The 20,781-nt window shown below is 41.1% G+C and carries 19 protein-coding genes; 4 read left to right on the top strand and 15 right to left on the bottom strand.

Annotated elements, in window-relative coordinates; translation table 11 throughout:
- Nucleotides 1-79: 79 nt before the first annotated feature.
- From L1D51_RS13405 to L1D51_RS13390, 4 genes are all read right to left on the bottom strand, one after another.
- Entirely contained in the window at nucleotides 80-1,732 is a 1,653-nt protein-coding gene (locus L1D51_RS13405; protein ID WP_239963880.1) for a hypothetical protein, read from the bottom strand.
- A 166-nt stretch (nucleotides 1,733-1,898) separates the two neighbouring features.
- The gene (locus tag L1D51_RS13400; RefSeq protein WP_239963879.1) at nucleotides 1,899-2,780 is read right to left on the bottom strand and encodes an EamA family transporter; all 882 of its coding nucleotides are present in this window, start codon (nucleotides 2,778-2,780) and stop codon (nucleotides 1,899-1,901) included.
- A 150-nt stretch (nucleotides 2,781-2,930) separates the two neighbouring features.
- On the bottom strand, nucleotides 2,931-4,502 hold the full coding sequence (locus L1D51_RS13395; RefSeq protein ID WP_239963878.1) for a PepSY-associated TM helix domain-containing protein: 1,572 nt from the start codon (nucleotides 4,500-4,502) through the stop codon (nucleotides 2,931-2,933).
- Nucleotides 4,499-4,789, bottom strand: a complete 291-nt coding sequence (locus tag L1D51_RS13390) for a hypothetical protein (protein WP_239963877.1) — start codon at nucleotides 4,787-4,789, stop codon at nucleotides 4,499-4,501. Before L1D51_RS13390 ends, L1D51_RS13395 begins: the two co-directional genes overlap by 4 nt.
- Nucleotides 4,790-5,233: 444 nt before the next feature.
- Between L1D51_RS13390 and L1D51_RS13385 the strand changes: the two genes are divergently transcribed.
- Nucleotides 5,234-7,249, top strand: coding sequence for a TonB-dependent receptor (locus L1D51_RS13385; protein WP_239963882.1), 2,016 nt, complete (start codon nucleotides 5,234-5,236; stop codon nucleotides 7,247-7,249).
- A 32-nt stretch (nucleotides 7,250-7,281) separates the two neighbouring features.
- On the opposite strand, the gene L1D51_RS13380 is transcribed toward L1D51_RS13385, so the two are convergent.
- The 8 genes from L1D51_RS13380 to L1D51_RS13345 all read right to left on the bottom strand — a co-directional run bounded on the left by L1D51_RS13380 (nucleotide 7,282) and on the right by L1D51_RS13345 (nucleotide 15,208).
- On the bottom strand, nucleotides 7,282-8,958 hold the full coding sequence (locus L1D51_RS13380) for a methyl-accepting chemotaxis protein (protein WP_275669179.1): 1,677 nt from the start codon (nucleotides 8,956-8,958) through the stop codon (nucleotides 7,282-7,284).
- Between the two features lie 160 nt (nucleotides 8,959-9,118).
- The gene (locus L1D51_RS13375; RefSeq protein ID WP_239963876.1) at nucleotides 9,119-10,105 is read right to left on the bottom strand and encodes a Gfo/Idh/MocA family protein; all 987 of its coding nucleotides are present in this window, start codon (nucleotides 10,103-10,105) and stop codon (nucleotides 9,119-9,121) included.
- A 2-nt stretch (nucleotides 10,106-10,107) separates the two neighbouring features.
- The gene (locus L1D51_RS13370) at nucleotides 10,108-10,908 is read right to left on the bottom strand and encodes a class I SAM-dependent methyltransferase (RefSeq protein ID WP_239963875.1); all 801 of its coding nucleotides are present in this window, start codon (nucleotides 10,906-10,908) and stop codon (nucleotides 10,108-10,110) included.
- Nucleotides 10,909-10,912: 4 nt separating this feature from the next.
- Nucleotides 10,913-11,284 (bottom strand): hypothetical protein, encoded by a 372-nt coding sequence (locus tag L1D51_RS13365; RefSeq protein WP_054562486.1) that lies wholly within the window; start codon nucleotides 11,282-11,284, stop codon nucleotides 10,913-10,915.
- A gap of 54 nt (nucleotides 11,285-11,338) precedes the next feature.
- Nucleotides 11,339-11,758 (bottom strand): DUF3429 domain-containing protein, encoded by a 420-nt coding sequence (locus tag L1D51_RS13360; RefSeq protein ID WP_055197269.1) that lies wholly within the window; start codon nucleotides 11,756-11,758, stop codon nucleotides 11,339-11,341.
- A gap of 98 nt (nucleotides 11,759-11,856) precedes the next feature.
- The gene (locus tag L1D51_RS13355; protein WP_239963874.1) at nucleotides 11,857-13,392 is read right to left on the bottom strand and encodes an AMP-binding protein; all 1,536 of its coding nucleotides are present in this window, start codon (nucleotides 13,390-13,392) and stop codon (nucleotides 11,857-11,859) included.
- 9 nt (nucleotides 13,393-13,401) lie between these two features.
- Nucleotides 13,402-14,091, bottom strand: a complete 690-nt coding sequence (locus L1D51_RS13350; RefSeq protein WP_239963873.1) for an SDR family NAD(P)-dependent oxidoreductase — start codon at nucleotides 14,089-14,091, stop codon at nucleotides 13,402-13,404.
- A 97-nt stretch (nucleotides 14,092-14,188) separates the two neighbouring features.
- Nucleotides 14,189-15,208, bottom strand: coding sequence for an AraC family transcriptional regulator (locus tag L1D51_RS13345; protein ID WP_239963872.1), 1,020 nt, complete (start codon nucleotides 15,206-15,208; stop codon nucleotides 14,189-14,191).
- Nucleotides 15,209-15,350: 142 nt separating this feature from the next.
- On the opposite strand from L1D51_RS13345, the gene L1D51_RS13340 reads away from it, so the two are divergent.
- From L1D51_RS13340 to ahpF, 3 genes are all read left to right on the top strand, one after another.
- A complete protein-coding gene (locus L1D51_RS13340; protein WP_054562481.1) occupies nucleotides 15,351-15,854 on the top strand; it encodes a 2,4'-dihydroxyacetophenone dioxygenase family protein in 504 nt (167 codons plus the stop codon).
- Between the two features lie 208 nt (nucleotides 15,855-16,062).
- The gene (ahpC, locus tag L1D51_RS13335) at nucleotides 16,063-16,632 is read left to right on the top strand and encodes an alkyl hydroperoxide reductase subunit C (RefSeq protein WP_054553958.1); all 570 of its coding nucleotides are present in this window, start codon (nucleotides 16,063-16,065) and stop codon (nucleotides 16,630-16,632) included.
- A gap of 155 nt (nucleotides 16,633-16,787) precedes the next feature.
- Nucleotides 16,788-18,368 carry an alkyl hydroperoxide reductase subunit F gene (gene ahpF / locus L1D51_RS13330; RefSeq protein WP_055198772.1) on the top strand — a complete coding sequence of 527 codons (1,581 nt, stop codon included), beginning with the start codon at nucleotides 16,788-16,790 and terminating at the stop codon, nucleotides 18,366-18,368.
- An 84-nt stretch (nucleotides 18,369-18,452) separates the two neighbouring features.
- Here the strand turns inward: ahpF and L1D51_RS13325 are convergent, their stop codons facing one another.
- The 3 genes from L1D51_RS13325 to L1D51_RS13315 form a co-directional block, all read right to left on the bottom strand.
- Nucleotides 18,453-18,923, bottom strand: coding sequence for a DM13 domain-containing protein (locus tag L1D51_RS13325; protein ID WP_055198773.1), 471 nt, complete (start codon nucleotides 18,921-18,923; stop codon nucleotides 18,453-18,455).
- 2 nt (nucleotides 18,924-18,925) lie between these two features.
- Nucleotides 18,926-19,732 (bottom strand): substrate-binding periplasmic protein, encoded by an 807-nt coding sequence (locus tag L1D51_RS13320; protein ID WP_239963871.1) that lies wholly within the window; start codon nucleotides 19,730-19,732, stop codon nucleotides 18,926-18,928.
- Between the two features lie 39 nt (nucleotides 19,733-19,771).
- Nucleotides 19,772-20,781, bottom strand: a 1,010-nt coding sequence (locus L1D51_RS13315) for a methyl-accepting chemotaxis protein (protein WP_239963870.1), incomplete at its 5' end; no start/stop codon positions are given.

The raw sequence follows: 20,781 nt of genomic DNA, 5'->3' as shown, positions 1-20,781 counted from the left end.
GAGTTCTGTGTATATGAAAAGGCGAGTTTACTAATTGGGTATGAAAAAGGCGCCCTGAGGCGCCTAGATTTAGGAGTATTTATTTTCTGCGGATACTAAAGTTATCTGGACCTCTGGTTGTAATAGATTGAGCAAGGCTCACTTCCTCTATATCCATTACTTGTACCTGTTCTTTAGCATGAACCACTTCAGAATCTAAAGACTTATCTTCTTGTAAGAAATAGAAGTGCTCACCAATTTGAGCTCCCTCATGGTTAATACCGGCTTGATACAAGCTATATTGTTTGTTACCTGCGCGAGTCTCAAGAGTACCGGTCGTACCTGAGCCAGGAAGAATCGCAAAGTAAGCAACACGTTCATTACGGTGGCCTTCATTTAAAGTATCTTGTTCAAAAAATGCGGCACTAAAACCTGCATTATTTAAGCCTGCAACGCGCGTATAAACTGTATGAGGGCCATTAAAAGTTTGTGTTTGCAAGAATATATGTGGTTTTGCTGTAAATGCTTCGCTAAATTCTACCGCTTTATAAGCTTTAGTATCGTTTAAAATAAAGCTGCCAATTTCAACGATAGTGCCATCGCTCATTGTGTAGCGACCTTCGTCCATTGTTAAGAAGTCAAACGACTCAATATTAGGGTGACCTTGGCCGTCTTGCAGATATTGCCACTCTTGGAAAGATACAGAATATCCCGCTGGTGATACGTCAGTTAAACGGTTTGTACCACCGTGTTTACCATTAAATGTTGGCGCAGAGGTAAATACAGCTGGTGCGGTAAATTCTTGATCACCAAAGTCATAACTTTTCCAGTTGCTATCTAGCTGTTTAATCACTGCTTCTGAATAGTAAGGGATTTGTTCACTCGGTAATGAGCAGCTAGGCTCTACATCACATGCTACAGCATTTTGCGTATTGGTCGTTAAGTCGTTAATGCGAACTGGTAGTGTTGCTACAAGGCAGGTTTCGCCTGAGTACGGATCTAAACGGTAAAGCTTAGATTCGTTTTTATCGCCATGGTCATTGATGACAGAGCGGCTGATCACAAGGTCGCCATTGTTATTAACTGTCGCACCGCCTACCGCGATTAGCTCATGTTTTGAAAGCTCGGTAGCCGCAAAGCTTGTGCGGTCAATACTGTAAACTGAGGTTGTGGTTATTAGCAAAAGCTCGCCATTTTTAACGACTAAATCAGCGCGGCTTAAGCCATCAATGTCGCTAAAATCTGCAAGTACATTTGCTTCGCCAGTGTTTTTATCAATGCTGTATAGCTTGGTAAAACTAACTGCAAGTAGTGAATCAGAGCTTGCATCATAGGTCATACCAATTACAGATTTAGTAGTACCAACCACAACATGTTCACCTGTTGCATGATCTAAATAGGCTAAGCGACTATATTTGAATTTATCGGCACGAATAGGTAGGTGTGAATACTCCTCATCACTGACATCAAGGTGACTAACATCAACTTTGTACTGTAGCGGAATAGGTGAAGAAGTATAATAAGTACGATTTGTTGAAGCATCATAGGCAATCGCTGCAGAGCTAAACTGAGCGATTGAATGTGCCGTAGCCGACTTGTTTTGCTCGTCAAGGCTAAATACAACACCGGTTTCACCACGGCCAGAGTTCATTGCAAAGATTTCGCCCTGACAGCTAGCTGCAACAGCATTTGATGTAGCTAATGCACTTGCAACTGCAAGGCTTGAAAGTAACAAGTTAGTTTTTATCGACATAAGTAAATCCCACTATTAGGTTTATTCCGACACAAAGAGATAAGACCACTTTGTATTAATAGTGAGCATTATAGTGAGAACCCTCACTTTACGAATGCCGATAAAAGCTGTTTTTGAGTCTAAAATTTAGTCTTTAAGTATTAAAAAAAGCATTTAAAATGTTAAATCAGCTGTTTTTCTGATTTTTCTGATCTTCTGAATTACTCGACATCGAGCTGCCAACCGAGGCGGTAATCACTAATAAAATAGCTAGCCACTGCCACACGCTCAAAAACTCAGAGAGAATTATAAAGCCAGCCAGTGCTGCAATCGCCGGCTCTAGGCTCATCATAATGCTAAAGCCTTGCGCTGGCATATTACGTAGTGCCACCATTTCTAAAGTATAGGGCAGTGCACTTGACATGACTGCGACTAAAATACCGAGCGGTAATACTTCCCAACTTAATAATGCAGCGCCTTGAGAAGCTGCGCCGTAAGGCACAAGTACAATCGCGGCGACGCTCATACCCATGGCAACGGTCATTCCGCCTGAGCCTTGGTTTCCGGTCTTTTTGCCAAACAATATATAAAACGCCCAACACGCTCCCGCCGCAAGGGCTAAAATAACACCTACAGGGTCAAGGCTGTCTTCGCCTTTCATATCTGGGAGCAATAAAATTATGCCAGCAATGGCGCAGGCTACCCAAAATAGGTCGCGTTTTTTACGTGACGAAAGCAGAGCAACCGCAAGGGGGCCAGTAAACTCTAGCGCTACACCTATTCCTAAAGGAATACGTTCAATCGCGTAATAAAACAGAATATTCATGCCACCTAAACTCAAGCCATAAATGATGATAGGCATACGTTGCCCTATAGGCGGAAATGCGCGCCAAGGTTTAAACACAAGGCACAAAATAGCTGCTGAAAAGCCTAAGCGCAGTGCTGTGGTGCCTTCAGGGCCAATTAAAGGGAATAATTGCTTTGCAACAGAGGCTCCAGATTGAATGGTAACCATTGCGAGGAGCACGCAAATAACAGCAATAAAAAACGGGGGAATGGTGCGCTGCATCACTGTCCTTATGAAAGTTAATAGCTCAAGTTTGCGGCGATTCTACTGATGTTTTATTGGAGAAGAAATGTTTTTCGTTAAACGGACACAGATTTTCGATAAAGCAAAATTATGGGTATCAAATTGCTTTGATACCCATACTCAGAATGCTTAAGCTCGACTTGCTTGTTCAAAGGCTGGCATGATGTTTTGCGTGGTCTGTTTTTGTTGCTGGCGTTTGGCCATTTTAAAGAAAATAGCAGCAAATACAGCAGCGACAATGTCGACCATATAACTTGAGTAAAAGAGAGTGTTAACGTCACTTGAGGCAAGTTTTAAAAGTGTAGATAACACCATTAACGCACACAGGCTCGCTAGTATGTAAAAACCAGCAGTGGTTGCCTTTTGTACAGGGTTTAAGAAGCTATATATCACAAAAACAAAAAAAGCTGCGTAATAACTGTATAGGGTTGCGTAGTTTGTGTTGCTCACAAGAGTAGGTAGCCATTTTGCAGCAACGAGTGTGAAAGCGACAGCTATCATAGACCCTAAACAAACACCAATAGTGAGCCTAGCCATAAACAAGGTACTGCGTTTATTGGGATCTCTTTTAAAGCGTTTATCTATCCATAATAAGTTACCTGAATAGAATAAGAAGGCGCCTAGTAACCCCATAATAAAGTAGCCCCAACGACCCCAATCTCCACCATAGGTACCAAAATGGAGTGAGAAAATACTGGCAACCATGTTACCCCACACCGCATCTTCGCCTTGCGGGTAGCTTGAGTTAACCACTTCTAGCGTGTATGGGTTCATAAATAAGTAATCGGTATCCGGGCCACGTACTACCGCATTATTGTTACTCATCATAAACACCGCAGAAGGTGATGCTGAATTTAAATTACTATAGCGAATGTGGATTGGCTCATAGCCGGGGGCATAGCTTTTCGCTGCGAGTAATTGCTCATCAATACGTGGTAAGTTCTCAATATGAAAACTTTGCGCGGCAGGTGTAGGGCGCTGAAACAATGGCTTACCATCATAAAATTGCGCTAAACCACCATAAATAAAATCATGAAACGCAAACACTACCACAGTAAATGCAATGACTAAGTGAAATGGTAAACTGGCGATACCGATAAGGTTATGGCTATCGAGCCAGAATCGACTAGGCCCTTTTTCTTTACGCAGTGCAAAAAAGGTTTTAACTAATGTCGGCAGTAAAATAATTACCCCAGAGACCAAAGCTAAAAAGTACAAAACACAGGCAATGCCAAGAATATAAACACCAGATTGGTCATGGCCAATTTCGCCTATAAAGCCTGCTGTACGGTGTAAATAATCAATTAAATCGGCAAGTTCGTTTTCGGTTTGTGCGCTGACGTTTAATGTGCCATCAGCATTTAGGTGTGCGAAGTTAAGTTGTTTATCAAGCTCCATGCCTCGGGCATTGCCTTTGATATACCACGAAAGAGGTGCATCTTGGGTATGTAAATCAAGGTTAAAGCCTTTGGCAAGTTGCTCGCCTCGCTCATTAATCGCAGTATCTAGCAGCGTTTGGTAGTCATAATTAGAGCTGGTGATTTTAGGGGCTTGAATAGGTGCTGCCCATTGCTGTATTTCGTGTTTGAACATGGTCAAACTGCCCGCATAAAAACCAATAAACAGCACTAAACCTGCAATGATGCCTGTCCATGTGTGTACACCTTGATAGGTGCGAAGAATATCCGATTTTACTTTCATGATGCACTCCTTAGCATAAAAAACACGCCATAAAGCAGCACAGTTAAGCTGCCAAGCACAAGCCACGCTTGCTTTGCTGAATTGAATAAATAACTAAAACTAAAAATGGTTAGCCAAACAGGCGTGATCATCCACATGTTAAATTGCACTTTATCGCGAGCATCAATGCCTCCTGGGCCATACCATGCAAAAAAAGCAACGAAAATAAATGAGAGTGCCAGCCCTAAAAATATACCTGCTAGGGTTTTTCCTAACCAAGTCGGCTGGCGTTTAGATGAGCTCGTCATGAATTATCCTTTTCTTTGCAGCAGGCTAACAAAAGGGATCAGCATCAACATTAGCATGATGCTAAAGATGATGAAGAACACGGTTGCCGTGGTTGAAAACTGTTGAAGGGCAAGTATTAGTGCGCAAACGGTTAACGTAATTGAAAGTAATCGCCATTGTTTTTTGATTGGTTTTTTTAAGAATCGCTGCTGCTTTCTGGTGCAGTAGAAAATACTGACAGCGAAAACGACAAGCAGGGTAACGGTAAAAATGAGCATAAGATTATAGTTGTAGTTGATGTTAAATCTTATTGTAAATGATAACTAAACTCAATTGCAATATCATTGATCTTGTGTTAATTTCCTAGCGCTTTTCTATCAAACTCAATTTGTTTAATTCTAATAATCTCTTACGGGGAAAGGACATTGGCTACTGCATTTAAACTTAATTCACTCACCAAAGTTATGCTTGCATCATTACTTGTTACGCAAGGCTCAGCATGGGCTGACGACGACCAAAACAGTCGAAAATCCATGGATACCATTGTTGTTACAGGTGAAAAAACAGAGAAGTCACTTAAAGAGACCATGTCGTCAGTGGCGGTTGTTGATAAGTCTTTACTAGAAAACGGTCAACTTGCTTCGATATCTGAAGCACTGTCAGAAATGGCGAACGTTGTTGTCTTAACGGGCTCGGTGCCTGATATGCGAGGCGTGTCTGGTAATGGTGGTGCAACGGGTTTTAACTCATTTAGTGGTGGCTCAAAGGCTCGTGTTTCAACCTTAATCGATGGTGTAAGCCAACCGTTTGTAGCCGATTTAACCGGTGATACGGGTCTGTGGGATGTAGAACAAATTGAGGTTTACCGCGGGCCGCAATCAACCAGTAATGGTCGTAATAGTATTGCGGGTGCTGTTTACATGACAACCAAAGCACCTACTCAAGAATTTGAAGGGGCAGTGCGCGTTGGTTATCGCAGCCAAGATAGCTACCTAGATACTGCCGCGGTGGTATCAGGGGCGTTAGTTGAAGATGTATTAGCATTTCGTTTATCTACTCAGTACGTTGATGGCGAAACATTTTCAAATCCGCCAGTATACGAAACAAACCCCACTGATCGTGAATTAAACAAGTTAAATACCAGCAGCACGCGCGCTAAATTACTTTACACACCAAGCAAAGATCTTGCTGTACAGCTAACTTATTCAACTTACAGTGAAGAAGGTAATTCGGGTCGTAAGTACTTTTTAGCGGATGAGCCATTTGATTATGAGCCGCTATATCAACGTATTATGGATACTGAATCTGACACCACGCAAGTGAATGTTGATTACAAAATTAACGATGATTTTTCGTTAGATGTTTTAGTTGCTTACATGGATTACAAATGGGGCTTTGAAGCATACGAGCCACTTGAAAGCGCAGAATCTGACGTATCAATGGATGAGAGTAATATCACTGTAGATTCCAAACTTAACTTTGGTTTAAGCAATGATTTTTACTCAGGCTTTGTTGGTCTTGCTTATTTTGACCGCGACCAAGACTTTGAAAGTGTCGGTGCAACCAACTATTACGGCGACGATAGCAGTAAATCGACCGCTGTTTATGGTGAAACAAGCTTTAACCTAAGCCGCGAATTAACATTAACAGCGGGTCTGCGTATTGAGCGTGAAGAGCAATTACGTAATTTTAATATGGCATTTCGTGGTGATATGCTCGTTGAGCAACTTGATAATTCACACACACTACGTTTACCAAAGCTCGCGATTCAATATGATATTAGTGACGAAACGACTTTATTTGCCAGTGCACGTCGTGGCTACAACGCGGGTGGTGGCGCACTCGATTTTACCGCTGAAGATTATTATTATTACGACGAAGAAACCGTTAATACCTATGAAGTAGGTTCGCGCAGCGTTTTAAATAATGGCGACATGAATATCAGTGCCAATGTGTTTTACAATAACTTCAACGGTTATCAAGCGCTAAGCTCTGAGCGTAAAATCACTAATATTGAAGATGCTCATAGCTATGGTTTAGAAGTTGAAGCTTACAGCATGCTGGGCGATCAGTGGCAGTTACATGGCGGTTTCGGTTTATTGAAAACTAAAATTGATGAATCATCAGCCTTTCCTGATGCCGTAGGCAATGATTTAAACTCTGCACCGGAGTTAACGGCAAGTTTAGGTCTGTCGCATTGGTTTACCGATAGTCTAAAAGTGAATTTAAGCGCCAATTATGTTGATGAGTTTTATGGCGACTTAACAAACACAGAAGAGCGTGTTGCGGGTGATTACACTATTACGCGTTTATCGATGACTTATGATACTGAACAATGGTTGATAAGTGCCTTCATCAACAACGCCTTAGATGAAGAAGCATATACCTCACAAGAACCTGTCAGTGGTCGTTACCCACAAGGCTATGTGGCAGTGGTTAACCCGCAAACTATCGGTGCATCTGTTACTTACCGATTTTAAACTAATCGCTAGTCGCTGAGCTTGATCAGCGACTAGCTTAATTTAAAGCGATTAATTTGCCCGTTTAAGTTATTCGCCAAGTTAGCCAGCTTACTCGATGAGTCCGAAATGCTTTGCGTTTGTTGCTGCGACTTTCGACTGGTATCTTGTACTTCGTTTAAGCGCTGGGCGATTTCTTCGGTCACTTGAGATTGCTGCTCAGATGCAGAAGCTATGGTCATATTGGCATCAGAAATAGCTTTTGCTTGCACGCTAATTTCATCAAGCATATGGCCCACTTTTTCAGAATTGATTACTGCCTCTTTAATTTGATTATCGCTTGAGCGTATCCTCTGCGTCACAGCATTGGTTGCCGATTGTAATGAGTCAATTTTATCTTGGATCTCAAGAGTAGAACTTTGCGTACGACTAGCCAAAGTTCTTACCTCATCAGCAACAACAGCAAAACCTCGGCCTTGTTCACCTGCTCTCGCAGCTTCGATTGCGGCATTGAGTGCCAATAAATTAGTTTGTTCAGCAATGTTACTGATAACACTTAAAATAACCGTGACTTCATTCACTGAGGCCTCGAGTTGGTTAAGGTCTGTTAGTGATTTGGTGAGTGTATCGGCCACTGACTCAACAGAGCTAACTCCTTGTTGTACAACCTGTAGACCTTCTTGGGTTTTCTGATTAGCTGCGGTGGCACTGCTTGCCGCTTCTGCACAGTTTTGAGAGACTTCTTTAACGGCCGTTGAGTTTTCATAGACTGAGCTTGAAATCACCTCAATCGCTTGGCTTTGAATATCATTGAGCGTTTTAGCTTGCTGTGAAATTTCATCTAGGCTTTTTGCTGCCACTTGCGCTTGCTCTGATTGATTGTGTATTTCTTTTAAAAGCTGAGATAGCTTATCAACCATAATATTAAAGCTGCTCGCAAGTTGGCCTATTTCGTCATCAGCTTTGTGATCAATATAGCAAGATAAATCACCTTCAGAGATACGCTTAGCTTCATCAATTAAGGCATGGGTTGCTTTAATCACTTTTTTCTCTAATTGCCAGTAACACAATATCAAGGTAGCAATAATAGTCAGGACTAAAGCTGTGCTAATTAAACTTAGGGTGACCACATGGTCGTGATTGCTTTTAACTTCAGCCGCACTTTTTTCCTCGATTGAACTTAAAAACGCTTTTACGGGTTGCTGAATTTTCTCAACTTCGGCCATGTAAGCATCGTTGGTTAAAAGCTCGATAGCTTGTACCCATCTTTTATGCTCACTTACGGTTAAGTTATTTGTATCACGGCCAAGTAAATCACTGACTAAGCTAAATGCTTTTTCTTCTGTTTCAACTAGTTTGAGTGATAAGTCGTTGGATTTTTGCAACAGGGCTAAATCATCAGCAGCCACATTAAACGCTCTTAAACGCTGTTCATAACTTTTCTTTTCGCCGTTAAGCCAAGCTGCTTTACCTTGAATTTGATCAACAAGCTGGTGGTATTCAACTTCATAGCGAGGATCTAAGGTTACAACATGTTGACGAGCAAGTTCTGTAAGGTGAATCGAATTTGAAGATGAAAACTTAGCAAGGTGACTTAGCTCATAGCGCTGTTGAGCCGACTCCATACTTTCATCTTGGCCTGATTGCAAAAATAGAATAATGAGGAGTAGACCTGCTGCAAGGGTAATGGTTACTGCGAAAACAGCTCTGAGTAAAAAGCGAATAGTCAAAATATTACCCTTCTCATTGAAAGTAAATATTATTAACCATAGTACAAAAATCTAATTTCAATAAAAATTACAAGTAAGTTAATTAGAGGTCGTCATTTAAGCTTGTATGAAGGGGGCTAAAAATAACAAGGGCAGTGTCCACTGCCCTTGAATAATGCATTTATTGGTCTGCGGGATACACAACACCAAGTTGGCTTCGTGCTTCATCGAGCACCGCCATAACTTGTTTTGACAGTGTATGAGTATTAACTGATGACTCAATTTGTCCGGCATTCGCAGCTTGAATAAAGTGGCTTACTTCATGGCGCATAAAGTGTTCATCAAATGGCTCAGAGAGCTCTTCAACCGTGCCATCATTACCGATAAATTGCATACGCTTTAATAAAGAGACTGCTTCGATACGAATACGGCCTTTTTCACCTTGGATCTCAGTAAAGTTATCGCCTTGCGAGATTTTCGAATAGCTGATCACCGCTTGCTTATCAGCGTAATTTAATAATACATCGCCAGCTCCATCAACGCCGGTTTCTAGCAACACACCACTGGCTTTTACACTCTGAGGCGCGCCCCATAATCCGAGTAAAATATACAGCGGATAGATACCTAAATCGACTAATGCACCGTTAGCAAATTCTGGCAAGAAAGTATTTGGTCGCTCGCCATTTTTATATTTATCGTAACGTGATGAGTACTGACTATATTGACCAATATATTTGCGGGGTGTGCCAATCTTTGCAATGGCATTTTTTAAGCGTGCGAAGTTTGGTAAATGGGTGGTCATCATCGCTTCCATGTATAAGCGTTGATGTGTTTTGGCCGCCTGAATGATGGCCTCTAGTTCTTTACTATTAGCAGCCGAAGGCTTTTCACCTAAAACATGTTTACCGGCATTTAAACACATTACAGCATAGTCTTTGTGTAAGCTATTTGGCGCAGCAATGTAGACGGCATCGACTAATGGGTCTTCGCATACATGCTCAATATTGGTAAACACCTTAGCCTTTTGAGCATCGTGCTTTGCAAGGAAAGCCTCGCCTGTTTGCTGCTCTCGAGAGCACACACCATATAAGGAGAATTGTTCAATTTGTTTAGCTGCACTCAGTAGTGTATCGCTTATAAAATTGGTACCTACAATCACAAAGTTCATGGTCACTCCTCGTTGTTTTGTGCAAGCCATGCTTGCCAATCCTGTTCAAACTTTTCCATTTGTTTATGTTTTTTGCTTAACAAATGTTTGTCTTCATCTTCTTGTGCCATATAAGGGCCTACGCGGCATAATGCACAGTGTTTTTCACCTAAATAAGCAGGTAAAGTCAGCTTATCGGTAATGTCATTGTCAGTTTTTTCGCTAAATACATAGGTAATGCCGCTGGTATCTTTAACGTGCTTATCGCGATCTACATTTCGAATTTTATAGCCCGGGAATAAATTAATATCGAATGGCATTTGCCCTAGATATTGGCAAGTCAGCCCTTGATTTAAGCTGCCTTCAATATTCCATTCGCGGTATGGTTTTACATCTTTAGAGGTGATGTAGCAGAGCATCGGGCCGTTTTTATCTAATGCGAACTGGCTTGCGTAGTCTAGGTAGCGATGCAACAAAGCACGGTTTAAAACATTCATACCACCTTGTTGGGTATGTGCTTTAAATGCAGCTTCACCTTTAAACGCTGGTATAAGTGGAAATTGAAAAATAACCACATCGAAACAGGCGCCATCTAAGCGCTGCCACGAGTCTGGCTTTGTGACATCAAACTCGGTGAGTGTTTCAATGTTAAGTTGTTGCAAGGCGCTAAGTGCATTGTCGGCATATTTTTGTTCTATGGTGTTTGCATCATCATAAGTTGAAGCAACAAGCTTGGCAGGTTTTATATAATGAGCAACAGAGTGTGAAAATGATAAATCACCATCGCCAACCGTTAATATGCGCCAACTAGGGTCTAAAAACATGTTGCTATTTGCCTTGTGCTGGCGTTGTTTCTTGCGCGATTTCAGGGCAAAGGGCTAAGCGAGTTTTAAGCCCTTCAATGGCTATTTGCTTAAAGATTAAGTTAAAACTAATCAATACGGCAATAACGATATGAATAGGACCATGGGTAAACCCCGCATCTGTGTCAAAAAGCATTAAGCCGAATAACAAGAACATGGTAGCTAAAAATATTTCAATCAACTGATTAGAATATAGCTTTAAATTGCCTTGGTTTTTATGATCTTTTTTAATGTGAATCGCACAAAAAAACGGGATCACTTTTATTTTAAAGTGAGCGTTTTTTTCTACGTAATTTTCGCCAAGGTGGTCTAGTTTAGCGCGCAGTTGATCTATCATAGCAGGTCCTTAAAAAACTGAGCCGCGGATGTTACCGCAAACGCAAGAAAAGGGCTACTCAGGATAGATATTCATGCCAATTACAAATATGTGGCATACAAACACCACTGACGTTAAAACAAAACGCATTTTTTGATAATCAACGTGATAGGTTTGCCACTGCGGTGAGCTTTTTTCAAATAACAGCACTAACCAAAAACTTGCTGCGAGCCAAGCCAGTGTCCAAGTTGCTGGTAAAAAGCTTAAAAAGCCAATCGGTAAGATAGGAACAATTGCTTTAATAGCATCAGCATGGGTTTGCTGACCTGCATGCCATAAGTTACCAGCCATAAAGGCTAAAATAGCGATGCTATAAAAAGTGAAAAAGTCTAAATTGACGGCATTACTTCCTGCAATAAGTGGCCAACCTACGCAGCCTAAAAATGGTAGTAAACCTAAGTAACCAAGTTGAATGTGATTAATAAACTTTTCCATAATGACCTTTAAACCGCTTAAATTAAAAAGCATACCTAACGGTATGCTTTATTTAATAACTATTTTATACCAGTTAGGCGGCTAAAACGATCGCTTTATTATTGGCGTAACTCTCGACGTAGAATTTTGCCAACCGTCGATTTAGGCAATTGTTCCATAAAAATGATTGATTTAGGCACTTTATAAGCACTTAAGTTTTCGCGGCAATAGTCACTCACCTGTTGCTCATCAATCTGCTCTTTTAAAGTAATGTAGGCACAGACACGCTCACCGGTTTTTTCATCTTTTGCACCAATAACAGCTGCTTCGCAGATAGCTGGGTGCTGACAAAGTACGTTTTCTACTTCGTTAGGGTACACGTTAAAGCCGGAAACAATAATCATGTCTTTTAAACGGTCTACAATTTTGTAATTACCACTTGGTAGTTTTAGACCCACATCACCGGTTTTGAAAAAACCTCGCTTCATACATTTGTCGGTTTCGTCTTGGCGTTGCCAATAACCCATCATCACTTGCGGGCCTTTAACAACAATTTCGCCAGACTCACCGTCAGCAACAGGCTCGTCGTTTTCATCCCAAATTTCCACAGTAGTGTTTGAGAGTGGGCGACCAATACTACCAATTTCTTCTTTTTTAAAGTCGTTTAACGTTGCAACAGGCGAAGTTTCTGATAAGCCATAGCCTTCTGTGATTGTACAACCTGTGGTGTTCATCCACGCATCAGCTGCAGCATGTGTTAAAGCTGCGCCCCCTGAGACGGTCATTTTTAGGTTTGAAAAATTCAGTGCCCTAAACCCTGGGTGCATACACAAGCCAATAAATAAGGTGTTAATCCCTGAAAAGTAATTAATCTCAAATGGTTCGATTTGCTTAACTAACGCATCTAAATCACGAGGATTTGGGATCAGTACGTTAAACTGCCCCATGGCAAATAGGCCAACCATATTCACTGTAAAGGCGTAAATATGATAAAGCGGAAGCGGGCAAATACCCGTTTCTTGACCTGGCTTTAAAATATCGTCAAAGCGCTCATTCATTTGCTCGGCATTGGCTAAAATGTTGCCATGACTAAGCATCGCAGCTTTGGCAACCCCTGTGGTACCGCCGGTGTATTGTAAAACAGCAATATCGTCACGACTTGCTTGATGAGCGTCAAGAGGAGCGAGTCTTTCACCTTGGCGAATGAGTTCGTTTAACGAAAATTGACTCTCTTGCAATGTCGGCTCAGCAACAGCAGCTGCAACAATAACGGTTTTGATCGATGTATCATTGATAACCGTTGCTAATTTATCGGTAAGAGCATCAAGAATAACAATGGCTTTCACATCTGCATCATTAAACTGGTGTAGCATTTCACGAGCAGTATAAAGCGGGTTGGTATTGACTACGATTAACCCTGCACGAATTGCTGCATAGGTAACGATAGGGTAATCAACAACATTAGGTAGTTGAATGGCTATCCTGTCTCCAGCAACAAGACCACTTTGTTGTTGAAACCACTGTGCCAAATAGCGAGACTGTTGTTCAACTTGGGCATAGCTGAGTGTTTTACCTGCACTGTTATAGGCAGGAAGGTCGGCATAAGTCTGACACGTATGTTCAATTAATTGCGTGAGGTTATCATGTGTGTTCATGGGGATTCCTTAGCGTGTTGTTCTTATTAATTGTTGTTTAATGAGGCGATCCATCACAGAACCCATTATCCAATTCGGTAAGTAACGACTCATGATATAGGTTAGTTTAGATTGTAAGCCTAGGATCACCATTAATTTTTGTTTATCCAAGCTGCGCAAAATGTGTTGTGCAGTATTGGCTGGGTTTGTTACGGCTTTAGATGTTTTGCTTGCGCAAATTAAGCTGATTTTTATGTTATTTGGCTTAAATTTCTTGCGTAGCTTTTTGGCTAAAATCAAAGCGTTTGGCTCTGGCGTAAATTTAGTTGCATCAATAAGGGGGGATGTAATTGCTAGGTGGCCGTTCATGCTTAAGTGTGGCGTTATTAGTGTTGCAAAGTGCTGACAAGCAATACTATCAATACTATTTTCTTTACTTAGTTGCTCATTGGTACTGCAGCTAAAAATGGCTAAATCTGGTTTGCCTATCGCTGCGATTGCATTATTTACTTGAGTTTGCAGCGCTTCATTATCGCAGATAGGTGTAGCAAAATACTCAATGTATTGGTAATCATCAGCAAGATCACTTAAAGATTGTTTTGTTTGTTCGTTGAAATGTAAATCGAATAACGCAACATCGTCACCACGGCTAATATATTGCTTTGCCAATTCGAACCCAATGCCACTGTTGGCACCGGTAATAAACACTCTTCTTAACATTGCACGACCACTAATTAGCGAAACTAGCTTGTCAATATATATAAATTGTTAACAGAAAACTTAGCTTTAAACGACCCGTTTTTAACTTTTTACGCCATTAGCTCGAGTGTGACTTACGATAATCTTTTGGTGGAATGCCATACCAGCGCTTAAAAGCGCGAGTAAACTCGCTGTAATTAGAAAAGCTTAAGATATCTGAGATGTTCGATAAACTGAGGCTAGATTCTGTTAAATATTGGTGTGCTAGATTACAGCGTACATCATCAACTAATTCACGAAAGGTTGTGTCATGCTTTGTTAAGTGACGCTGCAAGCTACGAGCACTCATTGATAATTTTTCGGCTATGAGGTTTACGCCAAACTCTTCGTGGAGTAAGTATTGCTTGATCAGTACTTCAACATGATCTGCAATGTTTTCACGTTTTGTGTCTTGAAGCTGCCCAAGCTGCTGGCTAAGTATAGAAAACAATTGCTTATCTGAGTTCTTAATAGGGAGTTTTAGGTATTTTCTCTCAAATACAATTGCGGTTTGTGCACAGTTAAATACTGGAATTTGGCCTAGCGCTTGGCGATAAACACTTTGGTTGTCATCGCAGCTATGGGGCAGCTCCAAACGAGACAGCTTTATTTGATCATCGGTTAACTGCTTTAACAAATTGACCCCAACGCTTAAGGCTAAGTCAGCAGCATGGTAAACACTCACCTTTAAGCTAGTGCGAACTAAAAAAGATAGCTTTATATAGTCTTGGTCTACTTCAAGGAGTAAATCAGCACTATTTTGATGTACATGATAGTACTTAGTTAAGTTCTTTAGTGCCATTTCAAGGGTGTCGCAATTACCCATCAAATAACCAAGAGATCCTAAGATATTTAAGCTTTGCCACCGCCCTAACTCTAGCCCGAAATAGGGCAGGTTTAATTCTTTCGCGGTGAGTTCTAAAAGCTGAATGAGTTGCTGATACTGCACAAAGTTATTGGCATCTTGTAATTGTTTTCTGTCTAAACCAACGCGCGATAATAGTGCGTCAGGGTTCACCAATTTACTTTCGATCAGTTCAATATAGCCGTGTAGAGCAGATACTCTAATAAGATCAGGTGCTTGTGTTAAACGGGGCATAGTGTGCTCTTTTTTAGTGCGCTGGCGTAAAAAGTAAAAAAAATTGCGTGAAAAGTAAAGTAATACAAGTCATTAAAGTTTAACAATATATTAACTGGAGCAATGAGTCGTTTTACAAATACTTAGAAAAGAGGGCACACACATGGCATTACCAGATATTATTAATCATCAAGATTTCTTACTGACTATTCATACAAATGATGAAAAGCTGATTAAAAACGCCTTACCAGGGGTACACATTTATCCACTCATGCTGGATTCAGAGAATGGGGTATGGGTATTACGTGTTTTATTTGAGCCAGGTACGGTTTTGCCAAAGCACTTTCATACTGGTGTTGTACATTTATATACCTTGGCGGGCAGCTGGCACTACACAGAATACCCAGACGATTTACAAGTGGCTGGTAGCTATTTGTTTGAGCCAGGCGGTTCGATTCATCAATTTCAAGTACCAGCAGACAACACTGAAGTGACCGATACCTTTATGGTTGTTATGGGGTCTAACATTAACTTTGACCCAGATGGTAACTATATGAACATTATGGATGCAGGTTGGATTGAGCAAGTGATGTTAGCAGCTGCAAAAGAGCAAGGAATTGAGCCTAACTACATTAAACCAAAGAGTTTATACGGTTTTAGTAAGTAATTTTGTTCCCTGAAGTGAAAGCCCTTTGTTACATAAGTAATTGAGGGCTTTGTAGTTTTTGGTATTTCCATTCTTTCAATCTAAAAAACGAATCGATTTAATCTAAACAATCAATTTTATTTTGATCGCTCAGACCTCTATTGTATTAATCAAGCAGACGCAAGGCTGCGTTAATTAAACATTTTTAAATACATCAATGAGGAATACTATGAGCACTTCATTAATTAACACAAAACTACAACCATTCAATGCAACAGCTTACCACAACGGTGACTTTGTAGAACTAACAGAAAAAGACGTGCTAGGTAAGTGGTCAATCTTCTTCTTCTACCCAGCAGATTTCACTTTCGTATGTCCTACAGAGCTAGGTGATGTTGCTGATTACTACGAGCAACTTCAAGAAATGGGCGTTGAAGTTTACTCAGTATCTACTGACACACACTTCACTCACAAAGCATGGCACGATACGTCTGACACAATTGGTAAAATCAAATTCCCAATGATTGGTGACCCGACAGGTCGTATTACTCGTAACTTCGGTGTGATGATTGAAGACGAAGGTCTTGCTCTTCGCGGTACATTCGTAATGAACCCTGAAGGCGAAATCAAAGTAATCGAAACTCACGATTTAGGTATCGGCCGTAGCGCGAAAGAGTTAGTACGTAAAGTACAAGCTGCGCAGTACATTGCTAACCACGACGGTGAAGTATGTCCTGCATCATGGCAGCCAGGTGAAGAGACACTTGCTCCTTCACTAGACCTAGTTGGCAAAATCTAATTTGCCACTGCATTAAACGATAGCAAAGCTTGGCTTTGCTATCTCAATGCAACCCTAATTGCCCATCACAACTCACATTAAGCACATTAGCGGGTGGTGGGCAGTTATATTTAAAATTTTTCTAGATTATTTATTCTGAACTCAAGGGCTAAGCCATGTTAGATACGAATATCAAAAACCAATTAACAAGCCACTTTGCTTCTATTACCAGCCCTGTTGAGCTGCTTATCGCCTTGGATGACAGCAATAAATCAACAGAACTTAAAAACTTAGCAAACGATTTAGCTTCGTTAAGTGACAAATTCTCGGTGCGAGATAACCCTAGCCAAGATGTGCGTCGTCCATCTATGGTGGTATCTTCACCTATTAACAATACGCAAATCACATTTGCGGGTGTGCCTATGGGCCACGAATTCACAAGCTTGATCCTTGCTCTACTGCATACAGGCGGTCATCCAAGTAAGGCATCAGAGACTGAAATTGAACAAATTAAATCATTACCAGGGCCGCTTAACTTTGAAGTGTATATTTCATTAAGTTGTCAAACATGTCCGCAAGTAGTGCAAGCACTTAACTTGATGGCGGCACACAATGAAAATATTACGGCTACTATGATTGATGGCGCCTTGTTCCAAGACGAAGTGAACGAGCGTAATGTGTTAGCAGTACCAGCTGTGTACTTAAACGGTGAGTTATTCAGCCAAGGCGCTGTAAACCTGACTGATATCTTAAATAAAGTAGATACAAAAGCGGCTGCACGCCAAGCCGAAGCACTGAACGATAAAGAGCTATTCGATGTACTTGTTGTTGGTGGTGGCCCAGCAGGGGCTTCTGCGGCAATTTATTCAGCACGTAAAGGCTTAAATACGGGTGTGGTTGCAGAGCGTTTTGGTGGTCAGGTATCAGACACATTAGCAATTGAAAACTTTATATCAGTTAAAGCGACCGAAGGTCCTAAATTGGTTGCACAACTTGAAGAGCACGTAAAAGAATACGACGTTGATGTTATGCAAAACCAACGTGCGGCATCGCTTACTAAGCAAGATAATTATCAAATCACGCTAGAAAATGGCGCGGTTTTAAATGCTAAATCAGTGGTATTAGCAACCGGTGCACGCTGGCGTGAAATGAATGTGCCAGGGGAGAAAGAGTATCGCGGTCATGGCGTTGCTTACTGTCCACACTGTGATGGTCCGTTATTTAAAGGCAAAGCAGTAGCAGTAATCGGCGGTGGTAACTCAGGTATTGAAGCTGCAATTGACCTTGCAAACATTGTTGAGCATGTCACCGTTCTTGAATTTGCTGATACTTTACGTGCTGACGAAGTACTTATTCGTAAAGCAAATAGCTTAAACAACATTACTATTATCAAAAACGCGCAAACGACCGAAGTTGTTGGTGATGGTAAACGAGTAACAGGCTTAAGCTATATTGACCGCATCTCTGGCGATGAAAAATCACTTGAGCTTGCAGGTATCTTTGTGCAAATCGGCTTGGTGCCAAACACTGAATGGTTAAAAGATTCAGCGTTATCACTGACTCGCTTTGGCGAAATCGAAATTGATAGCAAAGGTGCAACATCATTACCGGGTGTTTACGCGGCAGGTGATGCAACAACAACGCCGTTTAAGCAAATCATTATTGCTATGGGTAGTGGTGCAACGGCAAGCTTAGGTGCATTTGATTACTTAATTCGCCACAGCGATGAAACTCAAAGCACAGAAGATGCAGCTTAATGACTCTTGATTAGGCAGCTCACACCCATAGCTGCCGCTTTAAAGCCGCCCTCTCCAAAGGCGGCTTTGTTTTTATTAATACAGCTATTGATACTGCGCTGCAGTAATAAACTCCTCAAAACTTTCACACCAAATAACTACTGTATTGTAATCACTGACATCGATACCTTGTGGTACAACTAATTTAAAGCCATTGAACGAACGTACCCCCGCAATACGCTGCATTGTGCCTTTTTGTGCTAAGAAATCGGCTTCGTTATCAATAAAGTTTCGCGATAGATAAAGTTGATAGTCAGGCCCAGGTGATAACGTGCCCTGCATAGAAATAGCATCATTCGTTAGATACACCTTGCCATCACCATAATGTAAGCGATCTGAGCCTTTGAGGTTGGGCTTAAACGTTGCACTAAACTGCGATCGACCTTGGTGCTGCTTCAAAATAGCAATATCGGGTGCTGGTTGTTCAGTTAAAATAGGTAAACTGTACACTCCAGCTATAAAGCCCGCAGCAAAAATCGCCAATGTCATAATGATAATTAGCAGCGCTTTTAGCATGCTTACTCCTTATTTTTTAGCGTTATGATGTGACGTTGCTTTAAAGAAAATTGTTTTTCAACATCACCAAAGTATTGCAAATAGAGCTTCTCAAGTTCACCTGATTGATGCAATTTTTGCATACCTTGTTCTAGTATATCTCTAATGTGTTGATTCTCTTTGCTTAAGTAAAAGTAATAGTCGCTGGGATATTGCAACATAATGTTTGGCGCAATGACAAAATTGAACTGTTTTAGTCTATTCAGTTCGGTGCCAATTGCCAGTACTGAGCGTGGAAAGTAATCACCGAGCCCTGTTTCAAGGGCTTTTATCATCCCTGGGTAATCAAGCTCGCCATTAACTGTTAAACCATTGTTTTTCAGCACGGTATAATCTGACCAACTTTGTTGTTGCAGGCCAACTAAGGGGGTTAATTCAGCAAGGCTTTTAATATTGCTAAACTTTTCTTGGTCTTCATGACGGATAATAAGCAAACGCTTGCCGTGTAACCCTTTATAGAGTGGGATTGTCGTTCTGACTAATGAATCAAGCTGCTTATGAGGTAAAGAAAGCCACGCTAAGGTTATCGTTTTATTATGGCTGAGCTGTTCGATAATTCTTTTATCGTTCATAGGTTTAACGTTATAAAGCAGCACAACATCCACATCCATTGCGGCAAAACTTTTGTCGAGAATATCGTGAATATACTGGTTTTTTACCGCATCGGTATAGCTGGGTTTAGCAAGCTGAATAACGATTTGTTCATGAGCTAAGGCCTGTAGACTCAACAGAGCAAACGTCATTTGTAATATCAGTATTGCTCTGTTCATTATTTCGAGTCTCTGCTTTTTGAGCGCAGTTTTATACGACTATACTTTGAAAACATGCACCTGCTGTTGTAAACGCGAAGCCAATGAAGCCAATTCTTGGCTGGCTTGCGCATTTTGTTGCGAACTTTCGCTAACCAGTGAAATGCTACTACTAAATTCATTAATATTACAGCTTAGTTCGTTTGCAACAGTGGTTTGCTCATCCGTTGCGGTGGATACTTGGTTGTTCATATCGGCAATAAGTGTCATTTCTTGAGTAATTTCAGTCAGTAATTGTGATGAGCGCTCTGCGTATTCAACACTTTGTTTAGCACTTTCGTCGGCATTACCCATGGCGGTGACGGCTTGCTGCGCCATTGTTTGTAGTTTACTGATCATTTCGTTAATACTGGCTGTGGCTTTTTGCGTGTTGTGTGCAAGCTGCCTTACTTCATCGGCTACTACTGCGAAACCGCGACCAGACTCACCAGCGCGTGCTGCTTCAATGGCCGCATTTAAAGCGAGTAAATTGGTTTGTTCTGCAACGCCTTGGATCATCATTACCACTTGATTGATATCAGTAGATTGTGTATTTAACTCATTGATTAATTTAGTATTCGCATTAACGATATGTGATAGACGGTTTATTGCGTCGATATTTTCTTGCACAGACTGCTGACCCTGTTTAGCAGTTTTATCAGTGTGAGTGGCTTTTTCTGATGTTGATAATGCATTTGCGGCCACTTGCTCAATGGCACTGCTCATCTGTGTAATGGCAGTGGCAATCATTGCTGATTGATGTTCTTGCTCTGTGGCTGTGCTTGCAACTTGGTCGCTAATTGAGTTCATTTGCTCAGCAGCAGATGAAAGGGTGAGTGTTGCACTGGTTACATCATTTACCAAGGCATGAATGCGCTCCATCATGGCATTAAAGTGATGTGCTGCTTGGGCTATTTCGTCATTACCATGGGTTGTTGCACGCAGACGCAAATCGGCATTTTCTGAGATAGAGCCTATCGTTTCACTAAGCGATAACAATGGGTTATGGATAGAGCGGTATATAATAAAGG

Source organism: Pseudoalteromonas shioyasakiensis (assembly GCF_022398475.1).
Classification (GTDB): domain Bacteria; phylum Pseudomonadota; class Gammaproteobacteria; order Enterobacterales; family Alteromonadaceae; genus Pseudoalteromonas.
Note: the sequence above shows the minus strand (reverse complement) of the source record. Positions and strands in the feature narration are given on the sequence as shown.

Bases quoted from the DNA above. Each gene is read 5' to 3' on its own strand.
- L1D51_RS13405 (WP_239963880.1), bottom strand. From the start codon at position 1,732: ATGTCGATAAAAACTAACTTGTTACTTTCAAGCCTTGCAGTTGCAAGT.
- L1D51_RS13400 (WP_239963879.1), bottom strand. From the start codon at position 2,780: ATGCAGCGCACCATTCCCCCGTTTTTTATTGCTGTTATTTGCGTGCTC.
- L1D51_RS13395 (WP_239963878.1), bottom strand. From the start codon at position 4,502: ATGAAAGTAAAATCGGATATTCTTCGCACCTATCAAGGTGTACACACA.
- L1D51_RS13390 (WP_239963877.1), bottom strand. From the start codon at position 4,789: ATGACGAGCTCATCTAAACGCCAGCCGACTTGGTTAGGAAAAACCCTA.
- L1D51_RS13385 (WP_239963882.1), top strand. From the start codon at position 5,234: ATGCTTGCATCATTACTTGTTACGCAAGGCTCAGCATGGGCTGACGAC.
- L1D51_RS13375 (WP_239963876.1), bottom strand. From the start codon at position 10,105: ATGAACTTTGTGATTGTAGGTACCAATTTTATAAGCGATACACTACTG.
- L1D51_RS13370 (WP_239963875.1), bottom strand. From the start codon at position 10,908: ATGTTTTTAGACCCTAGTTGGCGCATATTAACGGTTGGCGATGGTGAT.
- L1D51_RS13365 (WP_054562486.1), bottom strand. From the start codon at position 11,284: ATGATAGATCAACTGCGCGCTAAACTAGACCACCTTGGCGAAAATTAC.
- L1D51_RS13360 (WP_055197269.1), bottom strand. From the start codon at position 11,758: ATGGAAAAGTTTATTAATCACATTCAACTTGGTTACTTAGGTTTACTA.
- L1D51_RS13355 (WP_239963874.1), bottom strand. From the start codon at position 13,392: ATGAACACACATGATAACCTCACGCAATTAATTGAACATACGTGTCAG.
- L1D51_RS13350 (WP_239963873.1), bottom strand. From the start codon at position 14,091: ATGTTAAGAAGAGTGTTTATTACCGGTGCCAACAGTGGCATTGGGTTC.
- L1D51_RS13345 (WP_239963872.1), bottom strand. From the start codon at position 15,208: ATGCCCCGTTTAACACAAGCACCTGATCTTATTAGAGTATCTGCTCTA.
- L1D51_RS13340 (WP_054562481.1), top strand. From the start codon at position 15,351: ATGGCATTACCAGATATTATTAATCATCAAGATTTCTTACTGACTATT.
- ahpC (WP_054553958.1), top strand. From the start codon at position 16,063: ATGAGCACTTCATTAATTAACACAAAACTACAACCATTCAATGCAACA.
- ahpF (WP_055198772.1), top strand. From the start codon at position 16,788: ATGTTAGATACGAATATCAAAAACCAATTAACAAGCCACTTTGCTTCT.
- L1D51_RS13325 (WP_055198773.1), bottom strand. From the start codon at position 18,923: ATGCTAAAAGCGCTGCTAATTATCATTATGACATTGGCGATTTTTGCT.
- L1D51_RS13320 (WP_239963871.1), bottom strand. From the start codon at position 19,732: ATGAACAGAGCAATACTGATATTACAAATGACGTTTGCTCTGTTGAGT.